The sequence below is a fragment of the Desulfocicer niacini genome (genome assembly GCF_054657595.1).
Genome location: NZ_BAAHYK010000034.1, coordinates 1 through 16,437, shown reverse-complemented (window position 1 = coordinate 16,437; position 16,437 = coordinate 1). Strand labels below are relative to the sequence as shown.

The 16,437-nt window shown below is 46.6% G+C and carries 14 protein-coding genes; 11 read left to right on the top strand and 3 right to left on the bottom strand.

The genetic code is table 11. From position 1 onward, the window contains the following. Together ACYQ2M_RS17330 and ACYQ2M_RS17325 are read left to right on the top strand one after the other, a co-directional pair. Nucleotides 1-666: an amino acid ABC transporter permease gene (locus ACYQ2M_RS17330; protein WP_459917630.1), complete on the top strand. Its 666-nt coding sequence runs from the start codon at nucleotides 1-3 to the stop codon at nucleotides 664-666. Then, nucleotides 654-1,373 carry an amino acid ABC transporter ATP-binding protein gene (locus tag ACYQ2M_RS17325; RefSeq protein WP_459917629.1) on the top strand — a complete coding sequence of 240 codons (720 nt, stop codon included), beginning with the start codon at nucleotides 654-656 and terminating at the stop codon, nucleotides 1,371-1,373. Before ACYQ2M_RS17330 ends, ACYQ2M_RS17325 begins: the two co-directional genes overlap by 13 nt. A gap of 633 nt (nucleotides 1,374-2,006) precedes the next feature. Here the strand turns inward: ACYQ2M_RS17325 and ACYQ2M_RS17320 are convergent. Together ACYQ2M_RS17320 and ACYQ2M_RS17315 are read right to left on the bottom strand one after the other, a co-directional pair. Then, entirely contained in the window at nucleotides 2,007-3,587 is a 1,581-nt protein-coding gene (locus ACYQ2M_RS17320; protein WP_459917628.1) for a KamA family radical SAM protein, read from the bottom strand. Next, nucleotides 3,577-4,983, bottom strand: a complete 1,407-nt coding sequence (locus ACYQ2M_RS17315; protein ID WP_459917627.1) for an ATP-grasp domain-containing protein — start codon at nucleotides 4,981-4,983, stop codon at nucleotides 3,577-3,579. The genes ACYQ2M_RS17320 and ACYQ2M_RS17315 overlap by 11 nt, the downstream gene beginning before the upstream one ends. A 418-nt stretch (nucleotides 4,984-5,401) precedes the next feature. Here ACYQ2M_RS17315 and ACYQ2M_RS17310 point away from each other — a divergent pair, with 418 nt between their 5' ends. The 8 genes from ACYQ2M_RS17310 (at nucleotide 5,402) to ACYQ2M_RS17275 (ending at nucleotide 14,128) form a co-directional block, all read left to right on the top strand. Next, nucleotides 5,402-6,061: a GntR family transcriptional regulator gene (locus ACYQ2M_RS17310; RefSeq protein ID WP_459917626.1), complete on the top strand. Its 660-nt coding sequence runs from the start codon at nucleotides 5,402-5,404 to the stop codon at nucleotides 6,059-6,061. 37 nt (nucleotides 6,062-6,098) lie between these two features. After that, the gene (locus tag ACYQ2M_RS17305; RefSeq protein ID WP_459917625.1) at nucleotides 6,099-7,688 is read left to right on the top strand and encodes an ABC transporter substrate-binding protein; all 1,590 of its coding nucleotides are present in this window, start codon (nucleotides 6,099-6,101) and stop codon (nucleotides 7,686-7,688) included. Between the two features lie 149 nt (nucleotides 7,689-7,837). Beyond that, complete coding sequence (locus ACYQ2M_RS17300; RefSeq protein WP_459917624.1) at nucleotides 7,838-8,788, top strand: ABC transporter permease; 951 nt, start codon at nucleotides 7,838-7,840, stop codon at nucleotides 8,786-8,788. 41 nt (nucleotides 8,789-8,829) lie between these two features. After that, nucleotides 8,830-9,678: an ABC transporter permease gene (locus tag ACYQ2M_RS17295; protein WP_459917623.1), complete on the top strand. Its 849-nt coding sequence runs from the start codon at nucleotides 8,830-8,832 to the stop codon at nucleotides 9,676-9,678. Between the two features lie 26 nt (nucleotides 9,679-9,704). Next, nucleotides 9,705-10,709 (top strand): ABC transporter ATP-binding protein, encoded by a 1,005-nt coding sequence (locus tag ACYQ2M_RS17290; protein ID WP_459917622.1) that lies wholly within the window; start codon nucleotides 9,705-9,707, stop codon nucleotides 10,707-10,709. Between the two features lie 8 nt (nucleotides 10,710-10,717). Further along, nucleotides 10,718-11,716, top strand: a complete 999-nt coding sequence (locus tag ACYQ2M_RS17285; RefSeq protein WP_459917621.1) for an ABC transporter ATP-binding protein — start codon at nucleotides 10,718-10,720, stop codon at nucleotides 11,714-11,716. A 121-nt stretch (nucleotides 11,717-11,837) separates the two neighbouring features. Continuing rightward, a complete protein-coding gene (locus ACYQ2M_RS17280; RefSeq protein ID WP_459917620.1) occupies nucleotides 11,838-13,325 on the top strand; it encodes a M81 family metallopeptidase in 1,488 nt (495 codons plus the stop codon). Nucleotides 13,326-13,705: 380 nt separating this feature from the next. Further along, nucleotides 13,706-14,128, top strand: coding sequence for a GNAT family N-acetyltransferase (locus tag ACYQ2M_RS17275; protein WP_459917619.1), 423 nt, complete (start codon nucleotides 13,706-13,708; stop codon nucleotides 14,126-14,128). Nucleotides 14,129-14,796: 668 nt separating this feature from the next. On the opposite strand, the gene ACYQ2M_RS17270 is transcribed toward ACYQ2M_RS17275, so the two are convergent. Beyond that, on the bottom strand, nucleotides 14,797-14,979 hold the full coding sequence (locus ACYQ2M_RS17270; RefSeq protein WP_459917618.1) for a hypothetical protein: 183 nt from the start codon (nucleotides 14,977-14,979) through the stop codon (nucleotides 14,797-14,799). Between the two features lie 172 nt (nucleotides 14,980-15,151). Between ACYQ2M_RS17270 and ACYQ2M_RS17265 the strand changes: the two genes are divergently transcribed. After that, entirely contained in the window at nucleotides 15,152-15,781 is a 630-nt protein-coding gene (locus ACYQ2M_RS17265) for a hypothetical protein (protein ID WP_459917617.1), read from the top strand. Nucleotides 15,782-16,437 lie beyond the last annotated feature (656 nt).

Below are 16,437 nucleotides of genomic sequence, written 5' to 3'. Positions count from 1 at the left end.
GTGAAAGAATTTGATTTCGCATTCCTGGTTCCCTACATTCCGCAATTGGCAGAGGCATCCAGGGTAACCATTACAATTGGAGTGCTGTCCTTTGGGATGGCACTCTTCATATCCATTTTTATCGGTGTCCTGAGATCGGGCAATCTCCCGAAAAGTATAGATATCCTGCTTGGTATTTATGTGGAAATATTCAGGGGAACCCCGCTTCTGATTCAATTGTTTTTTATCTATTATGGGTTGCCCTCTTTCGGTATTCTTCTGGAACCGCTAACAGCTGCTGTGATAGGCTTATCGCTTAATTCCGGTGCCTATATGTCGGAAGTAATTCGTGCATCCATCAGTGCCATCGACAAAGGACAGTATGAAGCGTCTTTATGTCTGGGATACAAACGGTGGCAGGTTTATCGGTATGTTGTACTTCCGCAGGCCTTTAGAGTTGCCCTGCCAACTTTGATGAATTATTTTTCCACAATGATCAAGGAAACATCCCTGGTATCGGTATTGTCCATTGCAGAAATTACTCGTATCGGCAACCAGATATATGCTCGAACATTAAGCCCATTCGAGATATACATCACTATCGGCGCAATTTATTTTATCATGACGTACAGTGTCGCATTGATATCAAAACAGATTGAGAAACAAAGTGTGAAATGGAACCCTTAATCAGAATAGACCGGATCTCAAAATCTTTTTCAGAAGATGCCGTACTGAAACAAATAGATGTTGATATTGACCAAGGTGAAATTGTTGCCATTATCGGACCCAGCGGTTCGGGGAAAAGCACCTTCATCCGATGCTTGAATGGCCTGGAACAGGTGAACAGCGGTGCTGTTATTATAGATGGTATTAAAGTGGAGTCGACCGCATCTGTTGCCGGAAAAGTAGGTATGGTTTTTCAAAATTTCAACCTGTTTCCCCACTGCACAGCCCTTGAAAATATTGTTCAACCCTGCCGGGTTGTAAGAAAAATGCCTTTGCAGGAAGCCGAAAAAGTTGCACGCGACCTGCTCAAAGAAGTTAAACTTTTAGAAAAGGCTGATCAATATCCGGCTTCGCTTTCCGGCGGGCAGCAGCAGCGCCTTGCCATAGCTCGTGCACTTTCCATGAAACCCGCTATTATGCTTTTTGATGAACCGACCTCATCGTTAGATCCTGAATTGGCATACGAAGTTTTTGATACAATTAAATCGATTGCAAGGCATGATATGACGATTGTGTTGGTTACCCATCAAATGAACATGGTTAAAAATTTTGCTACAAGAGTGCTGTTTCTGGAAGATGGATTCATTAGATATGATGGAACATTTGATGCCCTTATAAATACTGACGATGCCAGAATGAGACAGTTTTTAAAAAAAATATATACATGATCACTAAAACAGTAGACAGCGTAATCTTCCCTTTTTTAATTTCATACATAAGCAGAAAACTCAGACAATGTTCAACAAATCAAATGAAGTCGATAATACCGCTTATGTTGAGTGTTAAACTTTTTTCCTCACAAGTTTGATTCCAGGTATTTATTCAAAGTTTTTATCATTGTAGAGGAATTGCCAGGTTCGTATCGATTTCAGACCTGCTTGAGTATCTCGTATATCGAGATAGGACTCCCCATCACTGAGGAACCCTCCCACACCACCCGGCATACGAATCGCGTAGCAAGGCGATTCGGCTGATCAAGCAAATCAGTTCAAAAGAAGGTGTGCAAGCAGAACCCCGAAGCAGTTAACACCTGGCTAAGGATATCCAACTATTGCCAAAACAGCAAAACAAGAAAAGGCTGAAATTCATTGGGGAGACGAAACCGGGCTTTGCAATGACAGCTATCATGGAAGAAGTTCTGCTCCCCGAGGTAAAACACCTGAAATTAAACTGCACCCGAGATATCAGTGTGTCAACCTGATTTCTTCCATTACCAATCAGGTGACTTAAACTGTTAAATTTCGGGCTTGGTCATAAGATAGACCATTTTGAATCGATTTTTTGAGTCTTGCCTGTCCTGGTTAGGATTTCATAAATGAAAAGGCATCGTTCGCATAGGTTGCAGGATCGGCATCCGGGTACTGGACAATTTCACCGCTCCAGGGTTTTTCCATAGTAACATGACCGTCTTCAACTGCCTTGACATTGCTTTTGTGCAGGGGGATTTTTCCGCCGGCAGTTGCAATATAACGGGGAATGGCATCCCCTGAAATATTGCCGTACATGCTTTCCAGAATATCTCTGCCTTTTTCCACAGGCACACGGAAATGTGTGAACTGAGGATTTCTATAGGAACAATTGAAAATATAATAGGGACGGACATAATTTTCCTGGATGGTTTCACACAGTTTCCACATTTTTACCTTTGAGTCATTGATGCCTTTGAGCAGCACTGCCTGATTGAGAACAGCCGACACATTTTTGGAAATTTGTTTAAAGGCGTTTCCTGAAACTGGTGTCATCTCCTGGGCTGTATTGATCTGGGTCACAACCCGGACAGGTTTTTTATCATTACTGCGGGCCAGTATATCTAAAAGTTCATTGTCCACTCTCTGGGGAGCTGTAACGGGAATTCTTGTGCCCAGTCGTTTCATCTTTACATGGTCGATCCCGTCAAGGGCGAAGAGGATTTTTTCGATTATCTTGTTGGGAAGGACAAAGGCATCCCCACCCGTTATCAAAACATCCCGGATACGTTTGTTGTTGCGGATATAGTCCAAGGCTTCCGTATAGGCATTGTCTGAATAAATCCGGTCCTTTTTACCGATATGTGCTATCCTTAGGCAATGGGTGCAGTACATGGCGCACATATTGGTGACCTTGATCGTCACCACCCTTGGGTAAAACTGGTCAATCAGTCGGGCAGGTGAGTGATCGGCTGCAACCGGTGGAATTTCAATGCCGATATTATCCACCATTTCAGAGGTGGGAACGGACTGGAGCAAGACCGGATCATTGGCTGCTGCAGTCTGGATCAGACTGGCATAATAGGGGGTCAGTCGCATGCGGTAATTTTTTGTTACATGGGTGACTTCTTGGATGATTTTTTCCGGTAAATCAATTATTCTGGCCAGGTCCTGTACGGAATCAATGCAATTTTGTATCTGTCCGGGATAGGAATTCCACTCTGTTTCCTTGATGTTTAACCGGGATTTTATCCGTTCCTTATTTTCAAGGATTTTGTCCCAGAGTTCAAAACCGCTGGGAGCGATCTCTTCTTTTTTCTCAAGATACGCATCAACTCTTTCAATGGCCTGCTCAACAATGGGAAGGGCTTTGCAGATCCGACCGCCTACACTTACATTGTGTTCGTCAATGGTTTCGTGTTTTATGGCAAGGGCAGCAAGCTCTTGGCGGGAGAGTCCCAATGCTTCCGGGGAAAGGTGGTTTGTTTCGTTCAGGGCTTTCAGCCTTGCGAAGAGGGCGATGATCGGGTTCGTAAGATTCCGGTCCTGGGCTGTCTGAAAAAGGGCGGCGATTTCACTGTTTAGTTCTGAAATAAATTTTGGGTCCTGCTTCTGGCCGGTGGTGGTAAAAAGCGTATTAAAAAAATCCCGGGTAAAATTATCTAGATTCTTTTCGTCCGGACGATTATCCAGCATTGACTTTCTCCGTAACTATTTGTTTGTTAAATGTCAGCTCTATGGTTTTGCATCCCTGGCTGATTCCCTGAGCAACGCTTGCATGGTCATGGCCCAATGCCACAATCCTGCCGATAAACGACCCCTGGGCAATGACAAAATCGCTGCCTGTATGCTCAAGGATCAAATAGTCTTTTTTCAGGTTCCCATGGGCCACCTTTTTAAAGGCTTCCCGCTCTCCCACACCTTGGGGAATATAGCTTTCGGTTTTCACGGGTTCATGGATCTTGTAGTTAAAGGTTCCCCAGTGAAGCGTGTGACCATTGCCTGATATTTCCCGGGTATTGGCCGGGAAAACGCCTTCGGTAACTGCAAAGAGCTCCAGTTCCGGCAAATTGGGGCAATTGGGGGGGAGATACTGCTCAAGGGTGCAGCAGAACTCCAGGGTGGTTCCCTGTTTTCTGGCATTGATTTCCAAAAAACGGATATCATTGTCCTTGGTGATGATATAATCACATCCGAAAATACCTTTGTACCCCTGTTCCGCAAGCCATTTTCCAACCACCTTTGTATGGTCTTTCAGAATTTTTGCCTGGTCCGCGGTTACCAGACTGGGGTAGGTTGAACCGGTGAACCGATTGCCGTTTTCAATTCGCTGGTCTGCCACCCCGGCAATAAAAATATCCTCGGTATTAGCAACCACAGCCAATACCGTGGGGTCGAGTGTATGGGGCAAAAATCTGGAGATGATATAATTGGCATCCTGGCCGTAAAATTTCTCGCTGATATCTGACTTGCTAAAAGCCACAATGGAGTTGATACCGGCGGCAGAGTATTCCTTGGTCACGAAAATACCATCGGTCCAGAGGCTCCAAAGAGTGTCGGTGGTCTGGATAAGTTGTTCGTATCCTTTGCAGATTTTGAACGCCACCCCAGGCACAAGGTCCTTGAGTTGGTTCATCTGAAAAGCTTTGTTATTGGTCCGTTTTGCAATGTTCTTGTCCGGCCCCAGAATGGATACCCCGGCAATTTCGTCCAGGGTCATTTCCGTTAGGCTTTCATACATGTAAAGATAGAGATGGGACTGACGTCTTAAAATCTGATGGATCAGGGAACGAACCTGGGGGCTTTGAGAGACTGCCGTCATAAATTCTTTGGCAGATACCCTGCAATTGACATTGGCCCCATACTGGCAGGCATAGGTTTTAATCAGGGGGTTTATGACAATAAGGTTTTCATAATTGTATTGTTCCGCGATATCCGGGACAATGGCGATAAACTCAAATTTTTGATTGTAACAGCGGGTAAGGGCTTTTCTAAGAAAATAGTTCAACCCGTAGTTCTTCAATTCCCCTATGTAGAAAAAGTATTCAGTCTCTTCTTCTAATTGGAAATTGGAAAAATGTATGGATGACACGTTTCATATCCTGATTTTTTCCGGTTAAAGAAACAGGGTCTGATAATAATATAGACCCGTTACAAACAGATCTTGCAACAGCAATCGCTGAAGGATACCATCCTGTTGGGATTTACCTTTCAGTTTGAGCAAATAGCCCTCCCCTAAAAAAAAGTCAAGATTTAAAACAGGGCAGACACTAAAATAAGTATCTGTCTGTTCGGGTTATCGTGCCTTAAAATAAGTATTCAACAGGCCTCTTATTTTCTTAAAAACCCTTTAAATTCAAGTGTTTTTATTAAAATCAATGTGAGCTTCTCCCACTTTGTTCTCCCTTAACACATTCAAAAAAAAACTTGACAAGACTAATACATTAATACATTAGTACATTAATATATTAATTTCGCACTGCGGATAATAATAGAGAGAGGAAAAACAAATGAGCTATCAGAAAATAAATTTCCCCGGGTTGTTGCGGTTGCAGGTATATGAATATTTACGTGAAAAACTCAACCGTGGCGAACTCAAGCCCAAGATGATCATCCGGATCAGTGAAATATGCAAGGCCGTCAACATGAGCACCTCTCCGGTTCGCGATGCCCTGATCCATTTGCAGGCCGAAGGGTTTATCACGCTATTACCCCAGCGTGGCGTTCAGATAAATGAATTGTCTGTCAGAGATGTTACCGAGTTGTACGAAATCCTTGCAGGCATTGAATCCCATATCCTCAGATCGGTGTTTGAACGGCTGGGAAAAGGCAAGCTGTCAAAAATGAAAAAGATAAACGAGGCCATGCAAGCAGAGCATGCCAAAAACGATTATCAAAAATATTATCTCCAGAACATTGCCTTTCACGATGTTTTTATGAGCCTTTCAGAAAATCGGCATCTACTTGAATATATATCAATTTTAAAGGAACGGCTCTTTGCCTTTACCAAGCAGGATTGGATTGTTCAATGGCAGGAGTCCAATTACCATGAACACTTGAGATTAGTTGAGTTGATCGAAAAAAAAGATCGTGAAGGCGCGGCCAATTATCTCCGGGATGTTCATTGGAAGTATCACTCATCGGTGGATCGCAGTGCGGTCGTCCGCTAACCATCAACACGTTGTGAAAATTCAATTAGGAGGAATTATGAAATGCTTTCGCAGTTGGAATGTTTGGGTTAAATTTTTAGGTGCATTGTCACTGTTCTTGATCATACCCTGCCAGTGTATTGGGGCGGACACCGTCATCAGGGTGAACCTGGATGCGGCATTGAATCAACTGGATCCCATCGGAACCACATCCTATATTGTCCGCTCCCATGGTTTTATGGTGTATGATACGCTGTTTGGGCTGGATGAAGACATGAATGTAAAACCCCAGATGGTGGACACCTATACGATTTCAGATGACAGTCTTGTTTATTCATTTACGCTCCGGGACGGCCTGCATTGGCATGATGGGACATCTGTGACATCCCGAGACTGTGTTGCTTCCATAAAACGGTGGGGCTCAAAAGATGGCATGGGACAACAACTTATGGCTGCTGTGGAGAAGATGGAAATTATCAATGACAAGACATTTACAATTGTCTTGAAGCGGCCCTTCGGCATGTTGCTGCAGTCATTGGCCAAAATTACCGCAAATGTTCCGTTCATGATGAAGGAAGAGCAGGCCCTGACCTCTCCAGACGACCAGATCACAGAGGTGATCGGTTCCGGCCCCTTCCGGTTTGTGAAAGAGGCGTTTGAGCCGGGAACCAAGGCCGTTTATGTAAAAAACAAAGACTATGTGCCTCGAAATGAGCCGGCCGGCAACACGGCAGGCGGCAAGGTCGTCAATGTCGACCGGGTCGAAATTGTATGGATTCCCGACCTGAGCACCCGCACAAACGCACTGATCAGCGGCGAGATCGATTTTATTGAAGCCCCCCACCCCGACCACATCGCAAAATTAAAGGCGGCTGAAAATGTTAGGGTGGAGAAATTCGATACCCTTGGATATCAATGTGTTTTAAGACTCAACCACCTGCAGCCGCCATTTAACAATATCTTCGCCCGTCAGGCGGTATTGTGGGCCACTGATATGGAAATGGCATTGAGAGTGGTTGTGGGCAACGATCCCGACATGTACCGCAAGTGTCCTTCAATGTATCCCTGTGACACCCCCTTTGCCACGGATATCGGTTCTAAGCCGCTGATGACCCAGGATTTCGACAAGGCCAAGGCGCTGTTAAAAAAGTCGGGATACAAGGGAGAAAAGGTCATTATCTTGCATGGCACCGGAGGGAGCATCGTCAGCGCCCAGACAATGGTAACGGGACAGAATCTTCGAAAGGCTGGATTTAACGTTGAGTTGATCCCCATGGACTGGGCAACACTGTCCGCCCGGCGCAAGGTGAAGAAGCCCGCTTCCGAAGGAGGCTGGAATGCCTTCCAAACTTATTTTACCGGACCCGATTTCCTGAATCCTGCCGAGCACATGGCCATCAAAGCAGAAGGGGATAACTCATGGTTCGGTTGGCCTGAGGATAAAAAGATTCAGGAGCTTTGCAGCGCTTTTGTGGCTGAGCCTGATTTTGAGAAACAAAAAAAGATTGCCGCAGAAATCCAGGCCCGGGCCTATGAAATGGTTACCTATGTTCCTTTAGGAACCATTTACCAACCGGCTGCCTATCGGACAGAGCTCAAGGGATTGCTTAAAGGGCCGGTGTCCCTTTTCTGGAACGTTTCCAGGTAAAATCGAATAAACGCCGAATGTGGGCAGAGGTGGGATGTGTGCCTTCCTGCCTCTGCAAACCAGTTCCACTGCTTATTTATAGCCCGGGACTCGGTTGACTTGTCAAAGATGATCAAAATACATTTTAAAGCAGCGGGACACATTGAATTATGATTGGATATATTACCCGACGTATTTTATACCTGATACCGGTGGCCCTGTTTGTCTCAGTATTTGTTTTTCTCATGTTGAGAATGGCTCCCGGTGATCCGGCAGCGGTCATCGCAGGGAACAATGCAATGCCCAAAGATATCGAACGGATCAGGGTTAAGCTGGGATTGGACTTGCCGATCCATAGGCAATTTATTAAGTGGTCCGGCGGGTTGATCAAGGGTGACCTCGGCACCTCAATATACTCTGGAGTCCCGGTCAGTAAACTTATCATTTCCAAGCTTGAACCCACCTGCTGTCTGGCCGTGGCAAGCATTATCATTGCTGTTTTGGTGGCTGTTCCACTGGGGGTGATTGCTGCTGTAAAGTCAAAAACGATGATTGACTATGGGGTTATGCTGGTTGCTGTCCTGGGATTTTCAGTGCCGGTTTTTATTATCGGCTATATTCTCATTTATCTGTTTGCCTTAAAATGGCATTTGTTTCCGGTTCAGGGATTTGTCGGTATCCGTCATGGATTCGTCCCCTTTTTAAGAAGCATCACGCTGCCGAGTCTTTCACTGGGCCTGATCTATTCCGCCCTCATTGCCAGAATCACCCGGGCAAGCATGATCGAAGTGCTATCCGAGGATTATGTCCGAACAGCCAAGGCCAAAGGGCTGGGAAACATTGCCGTTGTCTGCCACCACGCCATGAAGAATGCTGCGGTACCCATTGTCACCATCATTGGCCTTGGTGTGGCTCTTTTGGTGGGCGGAGTGGTGGTTACGGAAAGTGTTTTTAATATACCAGGACTGGGGCGTTTGGTGGTCGATTCAGTTCTGGCCCGTGATTATCCAGTGATTCAGGGCGTGGTCCTTTTTTTCTCGGCAGTGTTTCTCATCATCAACCTTGCTGTGGATATTTCCTATGGCTTGTTTGATCCTCGGTTGCGGTATCGAAATGATTGATCCGATATCAATTGGACGAAATTGCCTAATGGACGAAAAAAATGGATATTAATTCAGTTTTTAGAAGATTTTTTGCATTTATGCGCCGTCATCCAACGGTGGTGGCATCGGTTTTTGTGTTGGCTTTTGCGATCGCCCTTTCTGTCAGTGCGCCATATTTCACAAAGGATCCCCTGGATATCAACCCCGTTGTCCGCTTGCAGACACCCAGCCCCGATTTTCGATTTGGCACGGACAATATGGGTCGTGATATTTTCAGTCGCACTTTGAACGGGGGGCGGGTTTCCTTGGTGGTTGGATTCGGTGTTGCGTTTTTATCATGCTTTCTCGGATTGAGCGTGGGGATTCTCTCTGGATACATAAAAGCCTTTGATGCCGTGATGATGCGGCTGATGGACGGTTTGATGGCGATCCCGGACATTCTTTTGGCCATATCCATCGTGGCCATAGCAGGCGGTAGTATCGGCAATGTTATCGTGGCCATTACCATTCCCCAGGTACCCCGGGTGGCACGGCTGATTCGCAGTATTGTGCTGTCGGTTCGCGAACGGCCCTATATTGAAGCGGCCATCTGCGTGGGTACAGGCCTTCCGAAAATGCTCGTTCGGCACATTCTTCCCAATACCGTGGCACCATTGTTGGTGCAGGGAACCTATGTCTTTGCCTCTGCCGTGATCACCGAGGCGTATCTTGGGTTTATCGGTACGGGAACGCCTCCGGAAATTCCCAGCTGGGGCAACGTCATTGCTGACGGTCGAGCCTATTTTGAAATGGCCCCTTGGATTATCCTGTTCCCCGGGATTTTTCTTACGGTGACGGTGCTGGCAGTCAATATCCTTGGTGACGGACTCCGGGATATGCTGGACCCTCAATTGTCCCGACGGATGTAACCTTTCACTTTGAATGGATGTAAGTTATGGATACCAATAGCAATACTGCTATTTTAACGGTACAAGATTTAAAGGTGCGTTTCCACACGCGAGATGCTGTTATTCATGCGGTCAACGGTATCTCATTCGACCTCCAACCCCGGGAAACCTTAGGAATTGTCGGAGAATCAGGATGCGGAAAGAGTGTCATGTCCCTGGCAATGATGGGCCTTATACCCATGCCCCCCGGGAAAATCGAATCAGGCCGGATATGCTATGACGGCAAGGATCTGTTGACACTGAGCCAGGGACAGATGCGCCGAATTCGGGGCAATGACCTGGCGATGATTTTTCAGGAGCCAATGACCTCACTCAATCCGGTACTCACCATCGGCCAACAGATCGTGGAAGTGATTAAACTTCACCAGGGCCTGTCCATGAAGGCGGCCAAGGAAAAGGCGGTGGAATACCTGAATCTTGTTCGGATTCCCGAAGCAACCCGACGTCTGGGCCAATATCCCCATGAAATGTCCGGCGGGATGCGCCAGCGGGCCATGATTGCCATGGCACTTTCCTGCGAACCGAAGATTCTCATTGCCGATGAGCCGACCACCGCCATTGATGTCACGATTCAAGCGCAGATTTTAAGCCTCATTGCCCAGTTGAAGAAACAGATCGATACAGCCATTATCATGATCACCCATGATCTTGGGGTTGTGGCTGAAATGGCTGACCGGGTTATTGTCATGTATGCCGGTTTTAAGGTGGAAGAGGCACCGGTGCACAACCTGTTTTCTTCCCCTCTGCACCCATACACAAAAGGCCTACTGGCATCGGTGCCCCGGATCGACACCCCCTTGACCAAGGACGGTCAAAATGCCAGGCTCAATGAGATTCCAGGAAGCGTCCCCTCACTCAAACAACCGCTAACCGGATGTGCATTTGCACCGCGATGCAAGTGTGTGTTGGATCGCTGTAAAATAAAAATTCCACCCCTGGTGGAAGCCGTTCCAGGGCATTTGGTTGCGTGCTGGCGGGTATCAGTGGAGTAATATTTTCAATGAATGAGATCAATTCAAATGAACATGGCGGAACACCGGTGCTTACGGTGGTTGACCTGAAAAAACATTTCCCGGTCAAGATGGGAAAGCAAATTTTCGGACGCACCGGGTATATTAATGCGGTGGATGGATTGTCTTTTTCCATTGGCCGTGGGGAAACCCTGGGATTGGTTGGGGAGAGCGGGTGCGGTAAAACCACAGTGGGCAAAATGGTGGTGCGCCTGTTAGACCCCACCTCCGGAAGGGTCCTGGTCAACGGCAGAGACATCACCTCCTTGAAAAGATCTGAATTGCACGGGGTTCGCCGCCAGGTTCAGATGGTTTTCCAGGATCCCTACTCATCCATCAACCCCCGGATGAGAGCTGGGGACATTGTGGGTGAGCCCGTGGACAATTACCGTATGGCCGGCGGAAAAATACGCACGGATCTGATCCGATCCTTGTTCCGCCGTGTTGGACTGCATCAGGAACATATGGACCGGTATCCCCATGAATTTTCCGGCGGGCAACGTCAGCGTCTGGGCATTGCCAGGGCATTGGCCCTGCGACCTTCTCTCATCGTCGCTGATGAGGCGGTCTCTGCCTTGGACGTGTCGGTCCAGGCCCAAATCATCAACCTGCTGACAGATCTGCAGAGAGATTATCACCTTTCCTACCTGTTTATCTCCCATGATATGGCCGTGGTCAAGCATATCAGCCACCGGATAGCCGTTATGTATTTAGGACAGATCATGGAACTCAGCAGCACGGAGGCCTTATTTTCAGACCCATTGCATCCCTACACCGAAACATTGCTCTCTGCCATTCCCATACCGGACCCCAACATCACAAAAGAGCGCAATATCGTGGAGGGTGATATCCCCAGCCCCCTTCACCTGCCCCCGGGCTGTCGTTTCCACACGCGCTGTCCCTATGTTCAACCGCAGTGTCGTTTGGAAAAACCCGATTTTTACCAGGTACGACCCGATCACTGGGTGGCGTGCCATCTACGGAAATAGGTATTTTCAGCAGGCTGTCGGGATGGCTCTTCTTTCCCGATTTTATTACAGACAACTATGGTGCGCACACCTATTTATATGTGGCGTGGAAAACACGCGGCTCAGCAAGGAGAAAAATTGTATGGCCTTTCGGGTATTATCGGCTGAACTCAGCCAGGAAACCAATACGTTTAATATAAGACCCACCACCATCGAAATGTGGCGAGCGCGACGCTGTTACCAGGGTGCCGATGAGATCGGAGTGATGGCCGGGACCCAGAGTGAGATTGGCGCGCACATCGAAGCTGCACAACGTTACGGATGGTCCATGGTCCAACCGCTGGCAGCTGAAGCCACACCCGGCGGGAAAACTTCGGCGGCTGCCTGGGAATTTCTCAGTACAACCGTGCTGGCGGCATGCGACCCGGGGTCGCTGGATGGGGTCATCCTTGCTTTGCATGGGGCCATGGTCACAGAGGACCAGGATGATGCCGAGGGAAATCTGCTGATGCGTCTGCGTGAAAAGATCGGGCCGGCGGTTCCCATTGCGATAACACTGGATCTTCATGGCAATGTCAGCGATCTTATGGCAATGCATGCCGACATCATTCTTGCCTACCGCACCTATCCCCACATAGATCAGTTCCAGGTGGCCACCCAGGCGGCAGATTTGTTACAGCAGGCAATGGTGGGGCGAATTCATCCCCATAGTCTTGTGGTAAGGGGTCCTTTGCTTGAAGGGTGCAATTATGGCCGCACCGAGGGGGGGCCCATGGTGCGGCTGCTTGAAATGGCAGCCCAGTATACCAAAAACGAGCCAAAGATCCTTGCCGTATCCATCTGCGCCGGATTTCCGTGGGCAGACACGCCCATGACCGGTCCTTCGGTGACAGTGACGGTTGACGGAGAGTATCCTTATCAACGGCAGATTGCCCAGCAGCTCATGGATGAAATCTGGGCCATGCGTAAGGAACAGACAGTGCCGATTTTCACCCTTGGAGAGGTCATGGCTGCCGCCCGAAATCTTAAGGGGGATATGGCAGGCGGACCATTGGTGCTTGCCGATTATAGTGATAATCCAGGCTCCGGCGGGTATGGCGATGGGGTTCGCCTCTTGGAAGCCATGATCCGGGCGGACCTTCAAAATGCCTGTTTCGGATGCATTTGTGACCCAGCTGCGGTGAATACCTGTGTTGATGCGGGGCTGGGAGCCATGGTGACCATGGATTTGGGTGCCAAGATTTCTCCCGACGAATATGGTCCGCCATTGTCTGTCACGGGCAAGGTCGTTCATCTGAGCGACGGCCGGTATAACGCCAGCGGCCCCATGTCAATCGGGGTGCCTTACAGTCTGGGGCCGACGGCTGTATTGGCCATCGGAGGGGTGCGAGCCATCATCACTACCAATAATATCCAGGTGTCAGACCTTCAGGTTTTTCAGAAACAGGGAATAGATCCTGTTACCTGTTCAGTGATCGCTTTGAAATCCTGGCATCACTTCCGGGCCGCCTTCGAACCCATTGCAAGCCGGGTGGTGCTTTGCGATAGTGGTGCCCTGGTCCAGATGGATCTTCGCCGGTATACCTACAAGCAAGTCCGTCGTCCGGTCTTTCCTCTGGATTTGCATTGATACAGAAAAAAGAGTATTCATGGGGCCGTGGAGACAAAAAAGAAGGCATTGGAATTTCTGTAAAATGATGGAAGTATTTCAACCAGGTGGATACTTTTAAAATCTGATTTTTTAAGCATTGCCATGTCTTGGGGATACCATCCGGCCAATTCGATTGCAAAGCGGGTTGCTAAAGGAATCAGGACCTTTCCTGAAGAAAGTTAATGTCATAAATGACCCGGCCGTTTAAGGCCGGGTCGAATCAATAGTTAATTCAGCCTACATATTGATATTTTATAGATAAAAACGTTCATCTTTTGAAAGCTCAATTGCAAGTATCCTTTCCCGCTCAGATGGAATTCAAAACATCATGTTCAACAAAGCCGGTAAGCAAAGGATATATGGACAGTTATCAAATACATTTTAACTCTGACCCCAAACTGAGTGAACAATTAAACAAGAAAATCCACTGGTTCAACAGTTCAAAAATCGGAAAATATGATTATCACCCCCTTTCTATAACGGCTATGGATAATGATGATAATATTATTGGTAGCATAATCGGCCAGACTGGTCTTGATTGGTTGTATATTGAAGTTTTGTGGGTAGATGAGAGAAACAGAAAAACCGGAATAGGTTCTGATCTACTGGTTAGTGCAGAAAAAGAAGCAAAAAACCGTTTTTGCAGAGGTTCATATCTTTATACTTACAGTTTCCAAAATCCGGGTTTTTACGAAAGGATGGGATATTCCAAATTTGGAGAATTGCCTGATTTTCCTCCAGGTCATATAAAATTCTTTATGAAAAAACATTTCACAGAGTGACTTATTTAATCTCGTGAGGATGGGCAACATGGAACCAATTCCCAGCTTTTGCTGTGGGACGTTTTTCACTCCCAAAAACAAAAAATATGAAACAATACGACCGCATTTGCTGATACTTTTTTGTTGGTCACAATGCCCTTATATTGATATTCCCGACAGACCGGTTTAAAGAAATCCAACTGAATGGGGCCTTTTTGTGTTTTTTTTTGCTTTCTTCCTGGTGAATACAAATCGGTATTCATCCTTCCATGATTTTGGTTTCCACTGGGTTTCAAAACAAGACCAAGTTTCATTAATGGTAGACCATGAGTCACATGCCTCAATCATGCTTTTGAGTTCTGTAAATCTGGAAAAAGGTACAGACGCTATAAATTGTATTCGCCAGTCGGACATCAAAGAATGATCTCTTGATTGACGAAAGCTGCATTCATACGGAATTCAATTATGGTTCCGGGTAGTTCCGATTTGATTTTGTCAAAACAATTTATCATGAAATCTGGTGCTCCATTGGAATCATGAACATTGCCTGGTCGATGGTGCATGTCAAAAAACTGGCCAGTCTGGGAAATGGTACAAAAAAGAGGAGAATAACTCCTGGCTCCTTTTTCTTTTTGTTGAAGCCAATGGCAGAACATTCGGCATGGCCTTTGGTAGATAGCATAGAGCCATCAAAATCCAGGCTTAGCCTGGGAAATTGTTCCCGTTATAATCTGTCCACAACATCCGCCCACAACAAAATTTCTGGATAAATATTGAATATTATTAATATTTTTATCACCCAATTGACTCAACCCTTTTGAGATAGTCGAAACATCAGGAAATTTTTTTAATCCCATCAGGCGCAGTACCATGAGATCATCTTCGTAATATTTGACTTCTCGTAGTCTTTTAAATCCCAGAATCAGATGGTGCCCAAATATCTGAAGGAGATCAGAAAGCTAAAGACAAACAAAAACTATTAGCAACGGCCCCTTTTTTGCATAGATTCCATTTTATCAGTATCTTAATTCATAAAACGGAGGTATGATGCAAATCTCTCAAGCTTCAAATACGGCCATCACCCGTTATTACGGCACATTGCCACCTTCCACCGCTAATAAATCCTCTTTGGGCAGCCCGAATCAGGACAGAGTAAGCCTTTCCCATGAGGGGAAAAAACTGCAGGAAAATTCTGCCCTGAGCCTTGCAAATCTTATGGAAAATTTCATGGACGGTGCGGGAAAAGACGGAAAAATAACCCTTGATGAGATGAAAGCCTTTGCCGAGAAAAAATACAAAGTCGCGGATGGGGCTTTCAAGCAGGTGCTTTCCGATCTTGGCATTACCGATTCAGCCAGCATAAAAGTCAATATAGACAAGAAAGGACAAATTAATGTCTCCTCCAACCTCTCCAAGCAAGACAATGACCGGCTCCAAACAGCCCTGAACGACTCCCAGACATTTTCCCAGGCCTTCCGTGCTGCCGCATCTACCAAGGAAACCATCGCAGCCTCAGAGCGCTACCTGGAGTTTGCCACAGCCTATGCCCAAGATCCCGAGGCAGCAGTGGCCAGATACGGTATCGGAAGTAAGCGTCCTGCGGGTCAGGCCTTTATCACGTATAGCGAGGGAGCATCTTCCCTGGAATATGAGACCCTTTTGTCCATGTTCTGATTCGCGAAGATCATAATAAAAGGAGGTCAGGATATGCAGATCCCTTCTCATTTTCAACAGTCATACAACGCATCATATTTTGAAGAAAACGCCAGGGCACTTATAGGAAACAATCGAGAATAAAAACAAAGCACCTAACCAGCAAAATGCACGCAGGAAAGCCGGTGATTTTGAAAAATTATGCATCCGATTTGCCAGTTGGTTGGTTGCTTGGCACATATTCTACACTACTTTGATGGGATTTACCCTAAAACAAGGAGTTTTCATTGAATATTTCGAATGTAGGGCAAAACTTGCCGGCCTCAAGCGTGCAAAGCGGCAAAAATGTTCCACACCAAACTATTTTCAACCCTGTTTCCACTGAGAAGCCAAGCATTTTATATCAAACCATCGATATGAGAATATGGTTTAACAGTGAGTTGTACATAACCAGGGCAAGTTCTCAATAAGTCTGGGGGAAAACGGCAAGAGACCGTGAAATCAAGTCACAGCTCAACAGCCAATTGCAACGCTTTAATGGTGATGATATCAGAGAGATCAGAAATTTCATTTGCGCCGGACGATCGATCTTTGAGGTATTCCCAAAAAGAGATTTTGAGCTTGCGGCAAGTTTTTTCAAATTTGTGAACGTATCTCGGCATTGATATGCAAGGATA